Source organism: Oceanispirochaeta sp., from assembly GCF_027859075.1.
In the GTDB taxonomy this organism is placed as follows: Bacteria; Spirochaetota; Spirochaetia; order DSM-2461; family DSM-2461; genus Oceanispirochaeta.
This window is the reverse complement of the sequence record NZ_JAQIBL010000344.1, coordinates 1-22513: the sequence shown is the minus strand read 5'-3', so window position 1 is coordinate 22513 and position 22513 is coordinate 1. Positions and strand designations below refer to the sequence as shown.

At 46.1% G+C, this 22513-nt stretch carries 22 protein-coding genes and 1 rRNA gene; 8 read left to right on the top strand and 15 right to left on the bottom strand.

What is annotated here, in order from left to right; translation table 11 throughout:
- Positions 1-73 precede the first annotated feature (73 nt).
- The 5 genes from aroE to PF479_RS19485 all read right to left on the bottom strand — a co-directional run bounded on the left by aroE (position 74) and on the right by PF479_RS19485 (position 4488).
- Complete coding sequence (gene aroE, locus PF479_RS19505) at positions 74-1552, bottom strand: shikimate dehydrogenase (protein WP_298010402.1); 1479 nt, start codon at positions 1550-1552, stop codon at positions 74-76.
- Positions 1552-2040 (bottom strand): hypothetical protein, encoded by a 489-nt coding sequence (locus tag PF479_RS19500; RefSeq protein ID WP_298010401.1) that lies wholly within the window; start codon positions 2038-2040, stop codon positions 1552-1554. Before PF479_RS19500 ends, aroE begins: the two co-directional genes overlap by 1 nt.
- A gap of 43 nt (positions 2041-2083) precedes the next feature.
- Positions 2084-3451 carry an MATE family efflux transporter gene (locus tag PF479_RS19495; RefSeq protein WP_298010398.1) on the bottom strand — a complete coding sequence of 456 codons (1368 nt, stop codon included), beginning with the start codon at positions 3449-3451 and terminating at the stop codon, positions 2084-2086.
- On the bottom strand, positions 3441-3911 hold the full coding sequence (locus PF479_RS19490) for a MarR family transcriptional regulator (RefSeq protein ID WP_298010395.1): 471 nt from the start codon (positions 3909-3911) through the stop codon (positions 3441-3443). Before PF479_RS19490 ends, PF479_RS19495 begins: the two co-directional genes overlap by 11 nt.
- Before the next feature lie 97 nt (positions 3912-4008).
- Positions 4009-4488, bottom strand: coding sequence for a hypothetical protein (locus tag PF479_RS19485; RefSeq protein ID WP_298010392.1), 480 nt, complete (start codon positions 4486-4488; stop codon positions 4009-4011).
- Between the two features lie 78 nt (positions 4489-4566).
- Between PF479_RS19485 and PF479_RS19480 the strand changes: the two genes are divergently transcribed.
- Positions 4567-4842 carry a hypothetical protein gene (locus PF479_RS19480; protein ID WP_298010390.1) on the top strand — a complete coding sequence of 92 codons (276 nt, stop codon included), beginning with the start codon at positions 4567-4569 and terminating at the stop codon, positions 4840-4842.
- On the opposite strand, the gene PF479_RS19475 is transcribed toward PF479_RS19480, so the two are convergent.
- Together PF479_RS19475 and PF479_RS19470 are read right to left on the bottom strand one after the other, a co-directional pair.
- The gene (locus PF479_RS19475) at positions 4796-5653 is read right to left on the bottom strand and encodes a Cof-type HAD-IIB family hydrolase (protein ID WP_298010388.1); all 858 of its coding nucleotides are present in this window, start codon (positions 5651-5653) and stop codon (positions 4796-4798) included. The two genes, PF479_RS19480 and PF479_RS19475, sit on opposite strands and share 47 nt — an antisense overlap.
- Before the next feature lie 21 nt (positions 5654-5674).
- The gene (locus PF479_RS19470; protein WP_298010385.1) at positions 5675-7114 is read right to left on the bottom strand and encodes a PLP-dependent aminotransferase family protein; all 1440 of its coding nucleotides are present in this window, start codon (positions 7112-7114) and stop codon (positions 5675-5677) included.
- Between the two features lie 175 nt (positions 7115-7289).
- Here PF479_RS19470 and PF479_RS19465 point away from each other — a divergent pair, with 175 nt between their 5' ends.
- Both PF479_RS19465 and PF479_RS19460 read left to right on the top strand, forming a co-directional pair.
- A complete protein-coding gene (locus PF479_RS19465; protein ID WP_298010383.1) occupies positions 7290-7496 on the top strand; it encodes a hypothetical protein in 207 nt (68 codons plus the stop codon).
- Between the two features lie 107 nt (positions 7497-7603).
- Positions 7604-8794: an alanyl-tRNA editing protein gene (locus PF479_RS19460; RefSeq protein ID WP_298010381.1), complete on the top strand. Its 1191-nt coding sequence runs from the start codon at positions 7604-7606 to the stop codon at positions 8792-8794.
- A 14-nt stretch (positions 8795-8808) separates the two neighbouring features.
- Here PF479_RS19460 and PF479_RS19455 read toward each other — a convergent pair whose 3' ends face one another.
- The 4 genes from PF479_RS19455 to PF479_RS19440 form a co-directional block, all read right to left on the bottom strand.
- A complete protein-coding gene (locus PF479_RS19455) occupies positions 8809-10860 on the bottom strand; it encodes a beta-galactosidase (RefSeq protein WP_298010379.1) in 2052 nt (683 codons plus the stop codon).
- On the bottom strand, positions 10857-11690 hold the full coding sequence (locus PF479_RS19450) for a carbohydrate ABC transporter permease (protein WP_298010376.1): 834 nt from the start codon (positions 11688-11690) through the stop codon (positions 10857-10859). Before PF479_RS19450 ends, PF479_RS19455 begins: the two co-directional genes overlap by 4 nt.
- A 9-nt stretch (positions 11691-11699) precedes the next feature.
- Entirely contained in the window at positions 11700-12584 is an 885-nt protein-coding gene (locus PF479_RS19445; protein WP_298010374.1) for a carbohydrate ABC transporter permease, read from the bottom strand.
- A gap of 82 nt (positions 12585-12666) precedes the next feature.
- A complete protein-coding gene (locus tag PF479_RS19440; protein WP_298010372.1) occupies positions 12667-13941 on the bottom strand; it encodes an ABC transporter substrate-binding protein in 1275 nt (424 codons plus the stop codon).
- Between the two features lie 264 nt (positions 13942-14205).
- Between PF479_RS19440 and PF479_RS19435 the strand changes: the two genes are divergently transcribed.
- The 5 genes from PF479_RS19435 to PF479_RS19415 all read left to right on the top strand — a co-directional run bounded on the left by PF479_RS19435 (position 14206) and on the right by PF479_RS19415 (position 19058).
- The gene (locus PF479_RS19435) at positions 14206-15045 is read left to right on the top strand and encodes an AraC family transcriptional regulator (RefSeq protein WP_298010370.1); all 840 of its coding nucleotides are present in this window, start codon (positions 14206-14208) and stop codon (positions 15043-15045) included.
- A gap of 40 nt (positions 15046-15085) precedes the next feature.
- Positions 15086-16123, top strand: a complete 1038-nt coding sequence (locus PF479_RS19430; RefSeq protein WP_298010366.1) for a tetratricopeptide repeat protein — start codon at positions 15086-15088, stop codon at positions 16121-16123.
- 170 nt (positions 16124-16293) lie between these two features.
- On the top strand, positions 16294-17403 hold the full coding sequence (locus PF479_RS19425) for a LysM peptidoglycan-binding domain-containing protein (protein ID WP_298010364.1): 1110 nt from the start codon (positions 16294-16296) through the stop codon (positions 17401-17403).
- Between the two features lie 10 nt (positions 17404-17413).
- Positions 17414-18256: a hypothetical protein gene (locus PF479_RS19420; protein ID WP_298010362.1), complete on the top strand. Its 843-nt coding sequence runs from the start codon at positions 17414-17416 to the stop codon at positions 18254-18256.
- 22 nt (positions 18257-18278) lie between these two features.
- Positions 18279-19058 (top strand): sulfite exporter TauE/SafE family protein, encoded by a 780-nt coding sequence (locus tag PF479_RS19415; protein ID WP_298010359.1) that lies wholly within the window; start codon positions 18279-18281, stop codon positions 19056-19058.
- Positions 19059-19062: 4 nt separating this feature from the next.
- Here PF479_RS19415 and PF479_RS19410 read toward each other — a convergent pair whose 3' ends face one another.
- From PF479_RS19410 to rrf, 4 genes are all read right to left on the bottom strand, one after another.
- Positions 19063-19389: a co-chaperone YbbN gene (locus tag PF479_RS19410; protein WP_298010357.1), complete on the bottom strand. Its 327-nt coding sequence runs from the start codon at positions 19387-19389 to the stop codon at positions 19063-19065.
- Between the two features lie 104 nt (positions 19390-19493).
- A complete protein-coding gene (locus PF479_RS19405; RefSeq protein WP_298010355.1) occupies positions 19494-20522 on the bottom strand; it encodes a glyceraldehyde 3-phosphate dehydrogenase NAD-binding domain-containing protein in 1029 nt (342 codons plus the stop codon).
- Between the two features lie 307 nt (positions 20523-20829).
- Entirely contained in the window at positions 20830-21642 is an 813-nt protein-coding gene (locus PF479_RS19400; RefSeq protein ID WP_298010353.1) for an AraC family transcriptional regulator, read from the bottom strand.
- 694 nt (positions 21643-22336) lie between these two features.
- Positions 22337-22445, bottom strand: a 5S ribosomal RNA gene (gene rrf, locus PF479_RS19395).
- Positions 22446-22513: the final 68 nt, after the last annotated feature.

Sequence of the window (22513 nt, the reverse complement as noted above, 5' to 3'; positions counted from 1 at the left end):
GAGTGGTCGCCTTTGGAGGGATTCTGTTTTGTACCCTTATGGTCATTCTTATGAATTCTATAAGCTACTGAAATTATAGATTGGTGCCAGTAAACAGGCGGAATTGAGCTCTGCCCTGCTCCAGAAGCATGGGCATGCCTCCCAGGACGGTACATCCGGCTCTTGAAGCCTTCGCCATCAGCGGGGTCTCCCGGGGTATATAGATGATATCGTAGAGAACTTCTTTCCCGGTAAAAGCAAAAAAGGGTATGGGATTCTCCTGCTCTTCTTCGGGTTTTCCCTCACCCATTCCAACAGTGGTGGTCTGAATGATCAGGTCATAAGTTTCCCCACTATCAGTTTTTTCCTTAAATGAGTCTAAGGAACCTCCGGCACAGCAGAATTCTTCCGCCATCTGGAGAGCCCGGTTTTCGCTGCGATTAAAGATGCTCAGCTCACAACCTTCCTGTAGAAGGGCAAAGACCGCAGAACGGGCGGCACCGCCGGCACCGATCACGGCGGCTTTCTTTTCTTTAAGTGTAGGGATTTTCTCTTTCAGGGGTTCAATAAAACCGATCACATCTGTATTAAAACCTTCCCACCCCTGCCTGGAGCCCTTCATCCGAACCACAGTATTGCAGGCACCCACAACCTGAACAGCCTCATCCTCTTGCTGCAGAAAGGCTCTGACGGCTTCCTTATGGGGTACAGTGACAGAAAATCCGGAGATATTCAGAAAATTGGCCAGAGTGAAGAAGGCATCCAGGTCGTCCACAGTGAAAGGAACATAGACGGCATTGATGCCTGCCGCCCGGAAACCGGGATTATGAATCTGAGGAGAGCGGGTGTGAAGGACAGGGTTTCCGATGATTCCGTATAGGCCTGTTTCGGCTGTTAATTCCTGAACCCGGTATAGTTCATGGAGGGTTTCCCAGCTCATATGACCGGGAGCCGCTTCGGCTCCCGGGGGAGAGCAGAATGTCAGAAAGCATCCCATCAGGGGAGCCAGTATCCGGCTGGGTACACCATAGGCACCCATTCCCAGGATGATAAGACGGTCTTCACCGGGATGCCTCTCCTGCCAGGTACGGCCTGCCTGGAAAAGGATCAGAAGATCATTGATCCCCCGGGGCATAAGGGCTGCCTTGACCAGGTCACCGCGATGACTCATAGACTCAAGGCGTTCTTCCAGATCCTCCGGCACAGAAAGAAAGTCATGAAAGGAGCGGATAATCAGAATCCCCTTCTCCCGGGCCTTTCGGTGCAGTGCCTTTGAATCCTCGTCCTCTTCCAGGTCAATGTAGGAGTATCCTCCTTCCATCAATTCCAGAAGGAGAGCTTCTCTTTGACTGTCTGTTCCACTCCAGGCACCTCCATCGGCGGTCTTCCTGCAGGTCAGGATCAGAGGGAGTCCTGCTTTTTCAGGAAAGGAAAGGAGAGATCCCCTGGGGTAGCTTTCCAGGTCGGTCAGTAGATCGATCCTGAGCTCCGCCAGATCGGGAGAACTGTTTTTCAGATCCTCAAGATTTTCTTCCAGTGTGGGACGGCAGAGGGTCAAACAGAGGCGGGTCATCAAAAATCACTCCGGTACACATAGAGGTCGCTCAAGCCATCCTCGAAATAGAGGGCACAGGCTACGGGATATCCCCTCTGGGGAAGGGTATAGATGGAAAGATCCTCTTTTGTCAGGTCCGGATCTCCCAGGAGGCGAACCGAGTCTTCCCTGGTCATCCCAAAGAAGAGGGCCCTTCTCTCAGAAAGGAATTCCCTATCGGCCCTCACCTGCCAGACATGCCTGTCAGCCCAGTAAAAGGAGAGACGGTTTTTATAAAGAAAGACGACAGAATCCTGTCCTTCCGATGGTCCCCGGACCGAAAACATGTCCTCCGGCATACCCAGGGTTTCAAGAACAAGTTCCAGGGGCTGCCCCAGAAAATTGGCCAGACTTGACAGATCCTCCCGGGCAGAAGGACTGGAAGGGCTTGATGCTGTCTCGGCAAATGCGGAAAAACTACAGAAAAAAAGATTCGACAGGCTCAGAATCAGGATCAGAATTTTCATGCCCCTATCATAAACCAAAGGTATGAAAAGCGGAAGACCGGTTTTAGAGTGCAGCAGCCTCCATTGTGAGCCGCTGCTTCGTCTTCTGCCAGCTTAGTGTAAACCAGGTCATGGTCAATGTTACAGACAGGACATCCGCCACTGGAAGGGCAATCCAGATGCCTTTAAGTCCCAGAAAATGGGGCAGAATGAGAACCAGGGGAATCAGGAACACAAACTGCCTTGAAAGGCTCAGAAAGAAGGCGGGAAACGCCTGGCCCACACTCATGAAATAGGTGGAACCAATGACCTGCAGTCCCAGTAGACCAATGCCCATGGAAGAAATCCGCAGGGCAGGAACGGCTAAGCGGATCAGTTCATCATTGCTGGTGAACATGCGAATCAGAAATCCCGCCAGCACTTCAAGAACCAGAAAACTGAGAAAGGACATGGTACAGGTTGTCTGGAAAGCCTTGATGTTCACCTCTCTGAGGCGGTCTACCAGTTTGGCACCGTAACTGTAGCCGGCAATGGGCTGATACCCCTGTACGACTCCAAAAATGGGCATCAGGGTAAACATGAAGAGACGGTTAATCATCCCGTAAGTCGCAATGCCCATGTCTCCACCGTAGTGTTTGAGAACATTGTTCATGACCAGGGCCAGCAGACTCATTCCACCCTGTCGGGCCAGAGTCGGCATCCCCAGAATGTTGATCTCCCTCATGAGTGTGAGATCAGGCTTGATATATTTCCATTTGAGGGGAAGATGACTCTTGCCGGTCATCATAAAACGCATAATAAAGGCAAAGGAAAAGAACTGACTGATGACTGTCGCGATGGCGGCTCCGCGAATGCCCATATTCAGGCCAAAGATAAAAATCGGGTCCAGAATAATATTCAGACCCGCTCCGATAACCATGGTCAGCATGGCAATCTTTGGCTGCCCCTCGGCCCTGGCAATATTATTCCCCACCATGGCAAAAGACAGGAAAACAGATCCCATAAGGATGACTCTCATATACTCCCTGGCAAAGGGAAGGATCGTCTCGCTGGAGCCGAAGAGTATCAGCAGGGGATCAATGAAGATTTCTCCAATAGCCATGATGATCATGCTGAAAATGAAAGCCAGGCCAAAGGCATTTACCGCCGTTTTAGCTGCATCTTCCGGTCTTTTTTCACCCAGCCGGCGGGAGATGATGGACGCCGCCCCTGTACCGAAGGTCATTCCCAGGGCGCCGATCAGAGCCTGCACGGGCAATCCTATGGTCAGGCCTGCAATCCCCATGGCACCGACACCATGACCCACAAAGATGGTGTCCACCAGATTATAGAGGGCATTGACGATCATCCCGATAGTAGCGGGAAGGGCCATCTTAAAGAGTAATTTACCTATTGATTCGGACTCAAAAGTCCTTTTATGATCATGTTTCACACTGATTCTCCCAAATTTCGATACTTTCTTTGGCGATGCTTACAAAGTCTTTCACCGCGTTTTTTCTCTCTTCACCCAGCAGGTTCAGTTTAAACAGGATGTAGTTATTCATTTCCCCTTCCAGTTCCCGTGCCAGGGTCCGGCCGTCCTCACTCAGATTGATGATCACCCTGCGGCGGTCCATCTGATCCCGTTCTCTCACGGCCAGATCCCTTTGAATGAGGTGATCCACCACAGAAGTCATGGACCCTTTTTCTATATTCATATGCTGCACCAGTTCGCTCATGGTCCGACTGCCTTTGCGAAACAGAACCATCAGCGTCTTGCCGTTGGTCTTGTTCAGCTTAAGGTTTTCCAGGCATTCCGGCCTGAAGTCCTTCATCAGCAGATAGTTGAATCTGTAAAAGTAATGCGGAATAAATGGGGATGAGAAAGTCTCTTCACCTGATTCCCTGTTCATCGGATCCTCCCGGATTCAATAAGATTTCTAATTGTTTGATTTCAAACTATTAGAAAATAAACTATTTACCCGGGGATTGTCAATGAGTATTTAAAAATTAAGCCTGGGAATTGAATGACAGGATTTCTTCATACACCCGCCGGCCATAGTCCAGCACTTTTTGGCTGTACCGGGAGCACTCTTTAAGACGTTCCAGATACTCGGGATAGTCGGCAGGGAGGATTCTTTTTTTTAAAAGGAGATAATTGAGCATCATCAATGTATTGTAATATTCCATCCCCTCTTTTCCGGCTGTTTCGAGGATTTCTCTGTCTTCCGAGAGAAGGGGAACTCCTTCCCTCCTGGCCAGGATCAAAAGAGACGCATCGTTACTGATAGGAGTGTCGGCCAGAGCCATAGAAGTCACCGGAAGATGGGGCCAGCCCACTTCTGCAATGACCTGGGGTGTAGAGATGAGGTGAACTTCGGCTGCCAGAGAACCCAGGATTCCGGTTTTCAGATGGTAAATCATGCTGGAGGCATCGATACAAAGACGGTCCAGGCCGGACAGGAAGGAGGGAGGGATCATCATGCTCAAAGTATACATCCTAAATGTGTGACTGTCCTTTGACCCATAAGCTTTACAGTCAGCGAATGTCTTAGGTATAGTAGGGGCATGACGGTTCAACAATGGATAGATCAACAACCCCCCACCCTCCAGATGGAAATATGGAAGAGGATCTCTCACTTTCTGAATAACAGGGAGCTGATGTACATCATGCAGGGTGTGTCTCAGGGGAGAGAACTGATGGCCCTGCATAATGAACTGAACCTCTTTGAAAAGTATCAGATTGATATGCTCCGTATGATGGATATAATCCGGCACCGCTTTCCCGAGGAAGTGATTATGGAAGGACCCGACAGTTTTCCTGAAGAAAGTAGGTTTCGATAAAATCGGCGACTCCATCTTCATCATTACTTAGAGATGTCTCATGAGTACAGCGTTCCTTGACTCCCTCGGGAGCATTGGACATGGCTACGGACATTCCGGCGTAATCCAGCATTTCCAAATCGTTAAATCCGTCACCGAAGGCGACAATACTTTCACGGGGAACATGGAGATCCGTGCCTACCTGATGCAATGCATGCCCTTTAGACCCCTTTCCATTAATGAACTCCAGGTAAAAAGGTTTTGAGAGAGCACAGTATAGCCTTACTCCGTATATCACCTTAAAAAATGACTCGGCCGCAGACAGCTCATGATAGATCTTCGGTTCTCTTGAGGGAGAAAGGATCATCAAAGCCTTGGTGACTTCCAGATTCTCCCAGTCATCAAAGGAAGTGAGATGGCCCTTGAGTCCTGTAGAGGCTTCATAGTATTCGGCCTCCTCTCCTCTGGCTTCAAAATAAAGCTCTCCATCCTGAAAAACCTGAAAATGAAATCCCATTTCCCGGGCAAATTGATGAGCCGCCCTGGTAATATCCGCAGGAAGAAGCCAGTGGTGGAGGATTGAATCCGTAGAGCCATCGGCAATCATGGCCCCGTTATAACAGATAACTGGATTCTTCAATCCGATCTGATCCTTGAAGTGTTTCATTCCCTCGTAACTCCGGCCTGTGCTTATCACAACACGGCTTCCCTGATCTTCCAGAACTCTCAGGGTCTCAATAGTCCTCTGAGAGAGGGTATGATCCGACTTGAGGAGTGTTCCGTCCAGATCAACGGCGACGATTCCAGGGTTTTTTAATTTTACTGTACTCATAGACCCTTATAATATCAGTTCCTAGAGTGTCTGAGAAGCCACAGAGGCAGCCAGTACACCCAGCCGCCTGACAGCTTCTTCTGTCTTTGGATTCCAGTTCCCTCCGTTCAACCTGAGAGAACTGCTGTAATCCCGCTTCAGGGAAAAAAGCTTGCCCGGGGCAAAGAAGAGGTTTTCCTTCATTCCCTGCCTGTAGAGTTCCATACTGTCAAAAACACCGGGCAATGTCACCCAGAAAACCAGTCCTCCTTCGGGTGAGCTGACTCTGGTTCCCGAAGGAAAGCTTTCGATGATACTTTTTCGCGCCTGTAGCATCTGACGCCCCAGTATGGAGCGGATTTTTTTCATGTGTTTAACATAGGAGCGGCCTTCCAGATAGCGGGCCAGACATAGCTCCTGAATAGAATTATTCCCCAGATTCAAAAGAGTTTTCAATCGGATGATATCCTCTCTGTATTTTCCGGGTACGATCCACCCTGTACGGAGACCAGGCCCGAGGTTCTTGGAAAATGAGGAGCAGAGGATCACATCATCCTTTTCAGCCAGGGAATAGCAGGTGGGAGGCCTGTTATTTCCAAAATACAGGGAACCGTATATATCATCTTCGATCATAGGAACACTAAATTCATGAAGCAGCCTGACCAAATCGCTTTTCTTCTCAAGACTCAGACAGGTTCCCAGGGGATTGCTGAAATTGGGGATGCAGAAGAAAACACTGATTTTCTGGGTTTCCAGTACAAATCTGAGCGTATCTATTGAGAATCCATCCCCCGAAACGGAGGGAATTTCCACAACATTAAGATTCAGGGCTTCCAGCATCTGGAAAAAATTAAAATAGCAGGGACTCTCAACGGCTACAGTATCCCCGGGTTTGCATAAGACCTGGAGAGCCATAAAAACGGCTTCGTGACATCCATTGGTCATGACCACATCATCAGCCTGAAAGCAGGTTCCTTCCTCCCCGTTGATCCTGGCCACCTGATCTCTCAAGGGGCGGTATCCCGGCGGCATATGGTAGTCAAAAGCCAGACTGCCGCTGTTTCGGGCCACATCCTGTAAAATCCGAGCCAGCTGAGCTGAGGGATAAAATCCGGCGCTTAACGATGAAACTCCCATCTGAGTCTCCGAATCCAGTCCTCCGGCTTCCTGATAATTGCTCATCACCCGGCAGAGGCTGACATTTTCAGGATCATTACGGGAAGGGTCCACCGCCGGCAGGGCTTTCAGCTCCTTTTGCAAAGTCCGGACAAAATACCCGGACTGGGGGACGGCTTCAATCAGGTATTGTGCCTCCAGGGTACTGTAGGCTTCCCTGACCGTATTCAGACTGACTCCCATAAGAGAAGACATATCCCTGAGCGATGGGATTCTGCTGCCGCTTTTGAGAGTTCCCTCCCGAATCATATTCTCAATTCTCCCGGCCACTCTCTGATACCGGTATGCCTTTGTTTGTTCTGCCATAATCATAACTGTTATACTAATACAGCCATTTTTTCAACAAAAGGACCAGATTAAACTATTTTTTATGGACACAGTTGATCCCAGGAACAATTGAATCAATAAAATTCCTGTGCTTTGTTACTCCTTATTTACTGACAACTCCTGCAAACTGATGAGGGTAGAACAAGGAGCAGATATGACATGCTATACATTACAGGAAAAACAAACAGCCATTCTGAAAAGATGCAGAAAAATACTCTGCCAGAGAGGAACCCTATGGATCACATGGCCGGGTAGCCCCGATATGATTCTACAGGCGTCTGAAGAAATCATCATATCTCCCGGGAAGGGAAAAATCATTATTCAGAACCTTGGAACAGGGATTGCCCGTTTGGATATATGAGTTTGCAGAGGATCTTCGATTGGTAAGGAGCATTGACTCAGAAGTTCCTTTAAGGAAAAGAAAGCTTTTTCTTTCATTGTTCCCCCGGATCGGGTAAAATTCGGGTTATGAAAAATGCGGACTATTATCAAAATCCTCTCAGTGATTCACTCACGACCCGATTGATCTCTGCCGAACTAAAGGAGTCTCTCTGGTTCCTTGAGTTTGAAGACACCCTCTTCTACCCCGAAGGGGGAGGACAGCCCGCCGACAAAGGCCGGATCAATGGGGAAGCGGTGCTGGATGTGCAGAAGGAGGGGGACAGGATTCTTCACACCATGAAAAAAAAACCGGACTCACCGGAAATCAGCATGATCCTGGACCGGGAGTACAGAGATCATTTTACTGTTCAGCATACAGGGCAGCATCTCATCTCCGCCCTGCTTCTGAAAATATGCAATGCCCCGACCGTATCGGTTCATCTGGGTATTGAGGAATCAACCATCGAAGTGGAGAAACAGGAGCTGAACAAGGAAGATCTGCTGGCCCTGGAAGAAGGGGTGAACCGGGAAATACGTAAAGCCCGTCCAGTTCAATCCATTGTTGTCAAAACAAAAGAAGAACTGTCGGCCTATAATCTCCGGCGGGATACAGATAAAATTGAGAATATAAGACTCATATCCATCGTCGGTCTGGATCAGACTCCCTGCGGAGGTCTCCATGTTCAAAATACATCTGACCTGGGCCTGATCAAATACACAGGTATGGAGAAAATAAGATCCCGTCTCAGATTAAAGTGGAAAATCGGCGCCCCTGCCTATGATGATTATAAAATGAGATTTGACCGTTTAGAGACAATCAGTACCCTCCTCTCGGTTAAACCTGAAGAAACGGCCACCCGGCTGGAAGCCCTGATTTCAGAAAAACAGAAGGAGCACAAGATGTTAAAAACTTTGATGGAAAAAGAAGCGGAAAGAATCAGTCATGACCTGAGCGGTTCTGTATTTTATTATCCCCCTTTGATTACAAGGGAACTGGAAGACTGTCCTCCTGCGCTGTTTAAAGGGATAGTCAAAAACCTGAGTTCTACACGGGATCTCTCATTTCTGATCTGCACGGAGAATAAAGGCCATCTGAACTGGGCCCTTCACCTGCCCCAGCATAAAACACTGAACTTTGAAGAATTTCAACAAAAGTGTCTGAGTCTGATAGAAGGTAAAGGCGGCGGAAAAGGGCCTTTATGGCAGGGATCGGGTCAGAATCCCAAAAATGCCGATCTATTCCTGAAAACTTTCCGGGATATCTGTCACACAGACTGATCTCTGATCTTAAACTACCGAGTCAGTTTTTTTTCCAGAAGTATGGCAGTTTCCAGGGGACTCAAAGAAATTTGAGGACCCGCTTTGCGACCCGTCAAAGGGTTTATCATGGATTTTGAATCCAGGGACAGAACGACGGTCTCATCTGAAAAATTCATAAGGAAATACCAGAGTCCCTCTTTGTTTCTGCGGTTTGTGATTTCCAGCTGACCCGGGAGAATGCGGCTCATAACCTTATGTACTGCCGCGTCCTCTACAATCCTGTCAAAGAGTCTGAAAAGTGTCTCCTTATCCGGACGTATTCCCAGATACCAGGCTTTTCCGCTTCCCTCTTCTTTAGATCCATCTGGAACATGGCTTGTTATGGCCGGGAAGCCTTTCATGGGCCCTTCGGAAAACCAGGCTTCCCCCTGAGCGCCCTCGCAGTGTATGCGGTCCTGCCATAGATCTCCCCCGGCATCAGGCAGTCCCTCTTTACCGGAAAAACTGAAGGAAACACGCTGGCCGGGATAGAGGGGATCAAACTCTTCCACCCGTATCCCCAGAACATCTTTCAAGGGTCCCGGATAACCTCCCTCAAACACGGCTTCTTGAGAATCCACCAGTCCGCTGCCGCAGCTGACCACCAGATGTCCGCCCTGCTCTACATATTTTGAAAACTGGGAGCCCGCATCATCCTGGAGCATATAAAGGAAAGGCGCAACAATCATCCTGTATTTGTCCAGATTCCCCGAAGGATGTACAAAATCCACAGGAATATGATTATCATAAAAGTATTTGTAGAAGTAGCGGAGATTCTCAAGGTATTTTACATGAGAGCTCTGATTGTTTTCATATTCCAGGGCCCACCAGTTTTCATAATCCAGTAGAATCGCTGTTTCGGCTGGATATTCTGCATCCTTCAATCCTGCGAGCAGTTTCATTTCAGAACCAAGATTTACAACTTCACGGAACACACGGGAGTGCTCATCCCCTGTATGGGTGACACAGGCGCTGTGAAATTTCTCTGATCCTCTGCGGGACTGGCGCCATTGAAAAAACATCAGTCCATCTGCTCCGTGAGCCATGGCCTGGTAGGAATAAAGCTTCATCATCCCCGGAGCCTTGGCCCGGTTCACGTCCCGCCAGTTCACCTGGGAGGGTGCCTGCTCCATCACCATAAAAGGCTGCCCCTGCTTAAGACTCCGCATGATGTCATGATCCAGAGCAGTCCAGGAAGGATCGTAACCCGGATCAGGATCTGGATAGGAGTTCCAGGTGACAATATCCACCTCTCCGGCCCATTGAAAGAGATTAAGATCTTTCCAGGTCATCATAAAATTGGTCATAACCTCTACATCAGGAGAAAGTTCTTCAATAATTTTCTTTTCCATCAGGTAGAGATCCAGAACTGAATCGTTCATAAATCGTCTGTAATCGAGCACATGCCCCGGATTGGGCTGGGCCGTAGTCCTGCGGGGAGGGAGGATCTCATCCCATTGATAATAGTACTGACTCCAGAATCGTGTACCCCAGGCTTTATTGACCCCTTCGACCGATGCATAACGTTCTTTCAGCCAGCTTCGGAAGGCATCAGCACAATTATCGCAGTAACAACTCTGCACATGACAGGTGTATTCATTATTGATATGCCACATCACCAGGGCAGGATGGTCCTTGTAGCGATCCACGACCTTGCGTGCTATGAATGAAGCCGCCTCTTTCCAATGGCTGCTGTTAGGGCAGTAACACTGCCTGGAGCCATAGCTGTAGCGCATTCCTTCGATGCTGACAGGCAATATATCCGGATATTTATGGGAGAGCCAGGGGGGCTGTGCGGCCGTCGGCGTTGCCATATCCACTCCTATATCCGCCGCTGCCAGCATATCCATTATCTTATCGAGAAATGAAAAATCAAAGTGATCTGGCGAAGGCTGAAGAAGGGCCCAGCTGAAAATTCCAAGAGACACAAAGTTCACGCCTGCCAGTTTCATCAGACGGATGTCATCTTCCCAGATTTCTTCCGGCCATTGTTCGGGGTTATAATCCCCACCATAACAGAGGCCCTGGCGACGCGTTTCTTTCATTTATTAGACCCCATTGTCAGGCCTTGGATAAAATAACGCTGTAGAAATATAAAGACAATGATTGTCGGGATGGTTGCCATCAGCGCCCCGGCGATAATAACAGTCCAGTCCATGACGTACTGTCCTTGCAGGATGGCCAGCCCTGCCGTGACAGGCATCATTTTACTGGTTCTCACAAGAATGAGAGCCCAGATATAATCATTAAAAATCCAGGTAAACTCAAGTGTAGCAATGGCTGCAACCGCAGGCAGAACCAGGGGCATAATGATTTGAGAGTAGATTCTAAATTCATGACAGCCGTCAATCCTGGCCGCCTCAGAAAGAGACTTGGGTATGGTGACCATATAATTCCGAAGAACAAAGGTACAGAAACCCAGCTGAAAAGCCGTATGGATGGCGATAAGAGCCCAGTAGGTATCGTAAATTCCTATTTTTTCAGACAGTCTGAACACAGGCAGCAGAAGGATCTGAAAGGGAAGCATCATTCCTCCGACAAAGACTGAGAGGATCAGCCTGCGTCCTTTGAATCGGAATTTGGCCAGAGCATAGGCGGACAGACTGGAAAGTCCCAGTGTAAAAATCAGAGCCGGAAAGGTGATGATGAAGCTGTTGGGCAGGAACAGTCTGAGTTGTCCTCGGGTCCAGGCATTCTGATAGCTTGTAAAACTGACTTTTTCAGGAAAGGACAGAAACCCCTGAGTCAGAAGCTCGTTGTTAGTCCTGAAGGATGTCAGGACAGCCACAATCATGGGCAGCAGCCAGACAAAAGTCATGATCGCCAGGAATAAGAAGCCCAGGGCTTTTAATATTTTATTATCTTTATATACCATTTCTTTCCCCTAGATTTCTTCATCATGATTGATCTGACTAAGATACATAAGAATAAAGGCCAGACTGATCAAAAACAGGATAACCGCCACAGAAGCACCGTATCCCATCTTGTAATTATTAAAAGACTCGATATACATAAAGTTGGCCAGCACACTGGACCTGTTGTAGGGGCCTCCGCGGGTCATGACGGAGACCAGGTCAAAAGCCCTGAGGGAGTCAATGATACTGATGACCACAACAACAATGGTTATGGGCTGCAGCTGAGGCATGATGACATGCCAGAAAGTCTGCCAGCCGTTGGCACCATCTATCTTGGAGGCTTCAACCAGAAATGAATCCACACTCTGTAGTCCGGCCAGATAGAGAACCATGACATAACCCACCTGACGCCATATGGCTACGGTGATGATGGAACCAAGAACCAGATCGGGATCACTGAGCCATCCCTGTGCCCAGGATTCAAGCCCCACAGATCGAAGCACACCGTTCACAAGACCCTGTGTTGGATTGTAGAACCAGGACCAGACCAGACCGCAGACAACCAGGGAAAGCACCATGGGGGAATAAAAACTGGCTTTGAAGAAGCGTGATCCCGGCACATTCCGATTCAGAATCATAGCCAGTCCCAATCCAAGGACAACGGGAACGGTAATAAAAAAGGCTATCCATATAAAATTGTTTTTCAGGGATACAAAAAACACGGGGTCTCTTAAAAGATGTGAATAGTTTCGAAATCCGCTGAATACTGGAGCCGATAAACCGTCCCATTTGGTAAAACTCAGATAAAAAGTGTAGAACATGGGACCGATGACCCAGATAAAATATATCAAGAGGGGAATAGCCAGAAACAGCCATGGTACCAGATCCTTATTGATTTCTCTGTTGTGTTTCAAACAGAACCTCCTCTAAAAAAAGAGGCCGCCGTCCTTTGTTGAGGACAAAGGACGACAGCCTGTTAAAACTTATAGGCAGAACTTATTCGGTAAAGATATCCTGTCTGTCTTTTTCCAGTCTGGCACAAATCCGGTCGATATCAGCTTTTGTGTGTTTTTCCCAGATTTCCATAAAGGCATCCATTCCTTTGTTAGCCATCTCGGGAGTTGTGTCTCTGTCGTAGAACTGGGCGACAAAGTCACTGTTGTTGATCATTTTGATTCCTTTCTGCTGATTTTCATTAAACAGACTCATATCCACTTCGCTGTTAGTGTTCAGACGGCCCATTTTTTCAGCAAAATATTCCTGAATCTCCTTGGAACCGAAATAGGCGATGAGCTGTTTGGCTCCTTCAGGATTGGCGGTGTTGGCGGGAATGAAATATCCGTCAGTCGGAGCATCTTCACCCACGGGAACAGAAGAGTCATAGATGGGGAAGCGGAAGAAATCCAGATCATCGTGCTGGTCTGCAGGATAGGAATCTCTTATGAAGTCACCCATGAGATACATGGCTGCCGTTTCATCCAGCATAAAGGGGATAGCTTCAGACCAGGAATAGGCGGCAGGATCATCAATAAAGTAACCCTTGTCGATCATGCTTCCCCATTCGGCGAAAACCTTCTTCACCCGGGGATCGTCGTATTTTTCTTTACCCAGCATCAGATTGACATGAAATTCGGGTCCATTGATTCTCATATTGAAATAGTCGAACCAGGCGGCGGCGGTCCATCGGTATTTTGTACCGATCGCAAAGGGTTTCACGCCATTGGCGACCAGAGTGTCACAGACATCCATGAATTCATCCCAGCTTTTGGGAGCTTCCAGACCGTATTTTTCGAATACGGAAGGTCTGTAGTATACGGCCCACCAGTACCAGGAGGTGGGGAGGAAATATTTCTTTCCATCCACAGAACTCATGCTCTGCCATCCCTTGGCATAGGTTTCATTCCAACCCTGTTCTTCCCATACATCACTGATGTCCATAATCAGGCCTTTATCAATGAAGAAACGGGCTCTGTTCCCTGCAAACCAGGTCAGCAGATCGGGAGGAGTGGAAGAGGAAAGATAAGCCCGGATAGCCTGCTTGAAGTCTTCATGAGCCACAATGGAGTGGATGACCTGTTTATCAGGATATTCTTCTGAAAACATTTTAATGACTTCTTCGTCCGCTTCTCTGGGAAGGGGGTCGCCATGCATGGAGTTATAGATAATGATATTGCTTTTTGCAGACCCTTCTTCCTGAGCTCCAGAAGCAAAAACAGGGATACTTGCAGCAGCGAAAAGAAGGGCTGTTACAACAAATAATAATTTTTTCATACTCTCTCCTTATTAGACCTATTTTCTTAGTCTATAATAAATTATCTACCTGGATACCCCTTCCGGTCAACCCTGATATTTTCAGAAAAGTATCAATATATGAAGATCTACAGTTCTCCGTTTCTACTCAGAAGGATATACAAAGGAATGGTCTAATGAGCTGTAGAAAGAGTGCAGTTTCACATTTACCTTGTGTTGAGTTTTTTTTTATATTATTATCAATCAAGGAAAAACAATAATTTTTATGAAGATAAATATCAATATATGAAGCTACAGAAACTGAATTATGCCTTTTCTGTGATGACAGAAATGGAAAAACAACTCCCCTTCTATCTTGTAGGCGTAGGATACAACTATGAACAGGAAGAAATATCACGTCCTTTCGGTTACCCCTATTATCAGTGGATTCATGTCATGCAGGGAAAAGGCCTTGTTTCTCTGGGAGACAGTGAAGAAAGGGAGATCCAGACGGGTGAAGGTATGATGATTTTTCCAGGGGATTCACACAAATACAGGGCCATAGAGCAACCCTGGATAGTCTCATGGTTCACTTTCGGAGGCTATCATATTGAAAACCTTCTTAAGACTTTTAAGATCAGCGGGACCGGTATTTATGCTATCAGTCACCGGGAAGATCTGGATGCGCAGGTAGAAAAAGGAATGCACCTGCTGACCTCAGGTCACAGTCTGAAGTTTCTGGAATGCTCCAATCTGGTTTATTCCTTTGTGACCGATCTGTACCGTTATACCAGCCAGGAAGATGACTCCAGAGCCCTCAGGCATAACAAACTCTATGATGTATTTGAATATATTGAGGTACATTACAAAGAATCTATTTCCATATCCGATCTGGCCGCGGTATTGAATGTAACACCTCAACATCTGTGTACACTATTTAAAAAGGCTCTTCACACCCGCCCTTTCCAATACCTGAACAGTTACCGCATCAACAGAAGCAAGGCCCTCCTTGTGCAGCATCCCGACTGGAGAATAAAAAATATTGCCCATGAATCAGGCTACGATAATGAAGCGTATTTCAGCAGTATGTTCAAAAAGCAGACAGGCCTGAGCCCCAGTCGGTTCAGACGTATGAACAGAGGGTAACTTGTCACGGGTCAGAGCCCTGTGATAAAATCATTATGGAATGAAACACGCCCGGAATTTACTCCCTCTACTATTTTTTATCCTTTTTTCCTGCAGCTCCCAAAAGAGTATTCTGCCCTACCAAACGGGAAATGAAGAAGCGGATAGGGAAGTTCAAGCCCTTCTGGCATTATTGGATGTTAATCAGGATGATACCTACCGTTATGGTATTATGGAACAGATCATCTCTCGTTTCAGACAGGATGAAGAATCTGAAGTTTTGAAACATTTTCTCAATGATCAACTCTACAGATTTCCTGATGACAGCTATAGCGGCTATTACCTTCTTCTCCTTGGTACAATATATGAGGAAGAAGGGGCCATAGATATTGCGGCCATCTACTACAACAGGCTTCTAAAGAATTATGAGGACCTCATCATAAGAGGACAGTCTATCCACTACTACAGCCTGAACAAGCTTTTGAAGTTCCATTCAGATAAGCCTTTAAAAAAAATTGGCTACTACAACGAACTGCTCAGCAGATTTTCAGGAGATATTGACAGGGGCCAGGTATATTACAATCTGGCAAAATCTTATGAGTCTGAGGGCCTCTGGGATGAGTCGATAGACAACTATAAAAAATTCCTGGAAGCCCCCACAACAAGCATTGCGGGGATGCCCAATGTCTACAACGAAGTCAATCACTATCTCAACTTTCATTACTCTGCAAAGGAGTGGACACGGGATTCCCTGGAAAGTCTGGTTGATTCCATAAAATATGCTATCCACACAAGAAATGGAAGCCGATTAATCAGATATAGAGCTGAAGATTTTTTTATGATGAGCTGGGGACAGGACCGTTACGATCCATTTACAGAAATCCCCATGGAACTGGCTTATTTCCTCAAATCTTCAGTCTGGTATAATAGAGAACTTGAGGCGGATTCAAATGAGAATGAAGCACTCTTGAGGACTGGTGGTTGGTCCTACAGAATCAAAATCTGGTATCTGTACTTTAACCGCATCAATTATCCTATAGATCCGGAGATTAATAAAAGATGGGAATGGGCTGGCATATATTTCGGAGACAAACTATAACACTGCTGTGTTTACTCACACTTCCCTTGTCTGCAGGATATGGGACGGAGATTCCCACCCGTTCAGATCATCGCCCCCCTGTGCCCGTACAATCGGATTTTCAGAATAAAGATCAGCACATCAATCAAAAAATATGGACTGGAGGCCTTCCGGATCATCCTCAGGTAAAATTGTATTTAGACTACTTCTCAGAAGGGGAAGGGCTGGCCTATCTGGAGCGTTGTCTGATAAGAGCCGAACCCTTTATTCCCTTTATTGCCCGGATGCTGGAAGAAAAAAACATGCCGCCTGAACTCCTGTACCTTCCAATTATAGAGTCGGCTTTCCGTGTTGACGCTTTCTCTCGTTCCGGTGCTGCCGGTCTTTGGCAGTTTATGATGAACAGCATTGATCCCTATGATATAACGGTGGACGTCTGGAGAGACGACCGTAGGGACTTCTGGAAGGCAACAGAAGCGGCCCTGGACAAACTGCAATACAACTACAATATTACGGGAGATTGGAACCTTGCCCTGGCCGCCTACAATTGCGGTCTGAATAGGGTAAAACGGACTGTTGCCTCCTCGGGCATCAGAGATTACTGGGAATTGATAGACAAGGAACTGCTGCCTCGGGAAACAAGGAATTATATTCCGAAACTGGCGGCGGTAGTTCTGCTATGCAACAGCAAGGGAGCTCATAAACTTCCCCTTTTATGGCAGTCCAATATGGTCTGGGAAAGGATTCCCATCGAGAAAAGTGTCGATATCCGTCGGATTGCATCAAAATCCGGTATGGATGAACAGCTTCTTCTCAAGGCTCACAGTGAGCTGAACTATGGGGTGACTCCTCCGGCATCCAGTGGATATAAATTAAAAGTGCCAGCACATTATAGCAGCCTCATTCGGGAAATCCTGAATGAGGAGAGTGATTTACTCGAGTTTAAAAGATACAGCGTTCAATCCGGAGACACCTTGTCCGAACTGGCTCAGTGGTACCGAATCCCAGTCAACATGATTTATGAATACAATCCCGGTATAAGCAGCCTTCATCTCAGGATCGGACAGGTCCTGCTGATTCCTCTGGTACACAGTAATATTCCCGACAGAAAAGGAATCGTCAGTTCCGGGATGGCAGATCATTGGACTGGACGCTATACTGTACTGGAGGGTGATTCTTTATGGGGTATATCCCGTCAGTTTAAAACAAGCCCCGAAGAACTCGCATCAGGGAACCGCATGCCCCTGAATACGGTCATAATGCCCGGTATGATTCTAAATGTTCCAGCCTCGGGTGATTGAGGAAAATACAATGAAAACCTTTTGCCTATTTTTTCTATTGATTCTAAATGTATCTTTCCTTTCTGCTCAATCAGAACTGAAGATTTCAAGTCATATCGACTGGTTCACAGCTCAGTTCCAACTGGATATCACGGCTCCCATCGAAGAAGAACCCAATCAGCCTACGGGGCGATATAAAACAGAACAGTATATCGCCAGGGAGACTCCCGTGATAACAGGACAGGTACTTCAAGATCTAAGAGTCGATTCAACTCATATGATTTCCAGCCTGATTACAGAAAATCCCGTCTTGCTCAGGCAGCTTGAAAACCTGTCACAGAAGATGGAAAAAGTTTTCACAACAGCCACAGCTGATAGAAAATTTCTCACTGTCCGCTATACCTTTTCAATCTTTCCGGATCTAGCTGAACTTATTATCAAGCACACGAAACCCTATCCTTCCCCGGTTATTCCCCTATACACATCTAATGAAGATTTTTCGGGTATCATCATCTATGCCGCCGAGAAACTTCCCTATCAAGGAAATGTTGAACAGCAGGTTCTCCTGAATCCCTGCCTCTTTCCAAGGCTGTATGATTCATCCATGAATCTGATTCACAGTGTAGAAATGACAGAACCCGAGGCCGTGAAAAAATGGGGAAATGCAGGATATACTTACTCTTTTGATCTGGCAGAAAGCAGGGAAAGAATTGGTATATACCCCCTGCGAACCATGGCGTCCATGGTATATGGTAAAAATAGAACTGATTTGATCCTTCCTGATGAAGTTGTCAAGAAGCTGATTTCATCCGAACACAATCGTAATCTCTTGAGACAGGGACGAGTTGTAATAATCCTCCCTCCCACAGAATAATCATCACTGGAGTTAAATCTTTATGTCTTTTCTTTATCTCATTATAGCGTTCACTACTTCCATAGTCGGTGCCATCAGCGGCATTGGTGGTGGTGTTATAATCAAACCGGTCCTGGATATTATTTCCATCTTTCCGGTGGCTACCATCAGTTTTCTCTCTGGAAGTACTGTACTATCGATGACAACGGTCACTCTAATACGCAGCAGGCACACAAAGGGGCAGATCAATAAGAAAACAGCGTCCCTTCTGGCTCTGGGGGGCATTGTCGGAGGACTGGCAGGGAAGCAGCTCTTTGATGTCATTAGATTGGGATTTGGTGATGACCGGATTATCGGAATATCCCAGTCTACCCTCTTACTCCTTTTAACCTTTTCTGTTTTTATATTTACTTTTTTCAAGGATAAGATCACTCCCCGACATAAAGACAGCATCCTCTTCACACTTTTTACTGGTTTCCTGCTCGGTAGCCTGGCCTCTTTTTTAGGAATTGGAGGAGGACCGATTAATCTGGCAATTCTTTATTTTATCTTTTCAATGGATAGCAAAACAGCAGCCTTGAATTCAATTTTTGTAATTTTCTTTTCTCAGATGACAAGCCTCATCTTTACAGTCGTCAGCGGCAGAGTTCCCGTGTTTGATCCTCTTATAGTGATTCTAATGATTGCTGGCGGTCTTACTGGCGGATTATTCGGCGCCATCATGTCACTCCGAATGAGCCATAAGGCAGTTGACAGGTTGTTTATGTCCGTTATGGTTCTCATCATCCTGATATGTTTCTATAACATAATAGATTTGATCTGAGCGCTCAGTTGAAGGCGAGTTCGTAAGGCCTGGAGATCTGCCTTTCCAAATCTGAGATGGAGAGGTATCGGGCCTCCCTGATTATTTCCTTACCCTCTGCATAGAGAAGAATGCCCGGTATGGTAAATATGGAGAATTGACCCGCCGCCTCAGGCACCAGATCAAGATTTATATAATAGGATTTTATCTCGGGAAATGATTGAAGCATTTCGATTACTTTTGCCTTAACAACACTACAGACTCCGCAGGCAGGGCGGGATAAATAAAACAAATGAAATCCCTCAGAAGACATTAAATCCTGTATTTCTTTCAGTTCTGTCAGTTCGATCACGGTCAACCTCTCTTTCAATCAAATCAAATGTAATCAAAAATACATAAAACTCCAAAAAAAAACGTCCGGTTTCCCGGACGTTTTTAAATTAGATTCTGTTGTTCTTACAGTACGGCTAAGATCTGAGAAAGTTCAGCCATTCTGGCTGAGTAACCCATTTCATTGTCATAAAAAGAAGTCATCTTGACCAGAGTATTCTCACCGGCTTCGGTAACACATGTGTTTCCGGGAATGTACATAGAACTCCATACTTCACCAACACAGTCTCTGGAACATTCGTAATAGTCGCTTACATCCAAAACCTTGCCCATGAGAGAGCTGGTATTGATTTTTGCAGCATTGGCGAGAACCTTGGTATTGATTTCGTCAACAGTATGTTTTCCTTCCAGAAGGTAAACAACTTCAACAACCGAACCGGTATCAGTTGGAACACGGAGAGCTGTACCATTAAGTTTACCATTCAGGTGAGGAAGAACCTTACCAACAGCAATAGCAGCACCAGTTGAAGCAGGAATAATATTATTCAGTGTGGCTCTGTTCTTACCACCACCAAAAAAGTCCTGTACTCTCTGAGTTGAAGTAGCAGCATGAGTCGTACACATCAGACCTGTGATAACTTTAAAACTGTCATCTACGGCTTTTGTCAGGGGTGCCAGACAGTTTGTTGTACAAGAGGCATTGGAAATGATCTTGTCAGAAGCTGTAAGAGTTGTGTGGTTAACACCGATAACAACTGTTTTTGTATCATCTTTACAGGGTGCAGAAATGATTACTTTCTTGGCGCCGGCATTGATATGAGCCTGAGCTTTCTCTGTAGTCAGATAGAAACCAGTACATTCCAATACTACATCAACATTGTGTTTTCCCCAGGGAATATTGTTAGCGTCTTTTTCAGCATATACAGTGACTTCATGCTGACCGATCTTGATTACATTATCACTAATCAATTTAACATCAACAGGAAATTTTCCGTGAATAGAATCCTTAGGGAGTCCTTCAGCAATTTCTTTTGCGGAAACGAGATCATTTCCTGCAACAATTTCAATCTGGTCATTGAACTGAGATGTAATGACTCTCATTACATTCTTCCCAATTCTTCCCATTCCGTTAAAACCAACTCTAATTTTAGCCATTTTGATCCTCCAATGGTTTGTGTAAGTTTAAATAAATATTGTCAAAGTATAGTGATATCATACTTTTTTGACAAGGAAGCATAGAGGAATAATGATCTGTTTTGATAAGAAATTATTGAATATTTTCAGCGAATTCAATCAATGTCAAATGTTTTTTGATATATATTAAAACCCAGCCCTAGATTAGATAAGTCTAAATTGATCAAGATAGTCCTACTGGGAGGGAGACTTAAAGAATCGAATGACCAGGAAAGTCTGAAACCCTGCATGTCTCAGGCTTTTCACCGGGGAGCTGATGCAAAGATCGTCATTGAATCAATGCAAACTGATAGGGTGTCGCACCGTAATAATTCTTAAAAACCTTGGAAAAGTGACTCTGATCCGTAAAACCCGTCATCATTGCAGTATCCAGTAAACCCGTACCGGAACGTATCAGAGAGGCGGCTTTTTCCAGTCGCATCTGAATCCGATAGGAATGAGGTGTCAAACCAAATTTTTTCTTGAATCCCCTCAGGCACTGATAGCGACTTAAACCCATATCATTGGCCATATCTTCAAGAGAAAGTGTCTGATTAAGATTGGCACCAAGAGAGGATTTAGCTCTTTCAAAAACACTATCTGATACAGGATCAGGGCATGAGATTCTCATATTGGCACCGAAGAGATAGGAAAAAACAGTGAGTAGGGAACTTTCAATTTCCATCAGGGGATATTCCAGGATGATCTGCTGTGACAATTGATTCAAACCTCCCCGCAAAAATGAATCATCAGAAACAAGACCTTTAAACTCGAAGGATTCAGTTCTCCCGGTAATTTCATAAACCAAATTATTGAGAAACGATTCGGCTATATAAATCATCCTGTAGTTTATGACTTGATCATTATAGGGTATTCCTGTATGTATCTGACCGGGATTGATAAGAGCTGTGGTGCACCCGCTGGTCAAGGCCTCAGAACGTTTGTCAAGACAATAACTGGCTCCAATATCAACGAGGCCAAGAGAATAAGTATGCTGATGAAAATGTCTGGGAAAACAGTGGTTACTGCTCTCAATTCTCGCAATTTCAATGCCGGGAATTTTCTCAGGCCTGTAATACTGAACATTGACTGAAGGTCTCACGGTCCTCCTCCCACTTCAAGATTAGCATATATTTTGTTCACAGGTATTGTATAATTGTGCAGGACGATAAAAAGCCCCAATCCGAAGATTGGGGCTTTTTAATTGTTTAAACCGGCCACGACCCAGGCAGCATGGCCGAGTAGGATGCATACTCGAGCAGTAAATCTGAAAGATTTATGACCAGAGTAGGATGCATACTCGAGCAGTAAATCCGAAGGATTTATGAACAGGCTACTCTCCCACCGTAGCAGTACCATCGGCGCCAATGAGCTTAACTTCCGTGTTCGCAAAAAGCAGTCTTTTTCTCCTGCTCTATGCCTTCCTCCTCGCTTCAATGCTCAAATAGCTGGGCTATTCTGCGCTTTCAGCTCGGTCGGCGGCTTCGATCAGAAGAATAATCCTTTACTTTTTGGGGTGCAGCCCCCATCCAGGATGCATGGCCAAGCAATAAATCCGAAGAATTTATGACCAGGCCCGAATAAAAACATTCCCCCCTCGCCCTCCGGGAGAGGGGTTGGGGGTGAGGGAAAGAAAAACCCCTTGTCATAATGACAAGGGGCTTAAGTTTAAACCGGCGACTCACTACGCCCTTGCGGGCTGCGTCAACGTTGTTTGCTGCGCAATCAACTTGCTACGGTCGTCGCCTGGACGCAAAAAAGCCCCAATCAGAAGATTGGGGCTTTTTAATTGTTTAAACCGGCGACGACCTACTCTCCCACCGTAGCAGTACCATCGGCGCGATTGAGCTTGACTTCCGTGTTCGGGATGGGAACGGGTATAACCTCAATGCTAAAATCACCAGATTAGCTTTGATCTTTTATCTATTGCTTTGTCACTCTTCGCTTCATCATCCTCATGTATCTTGCGATAC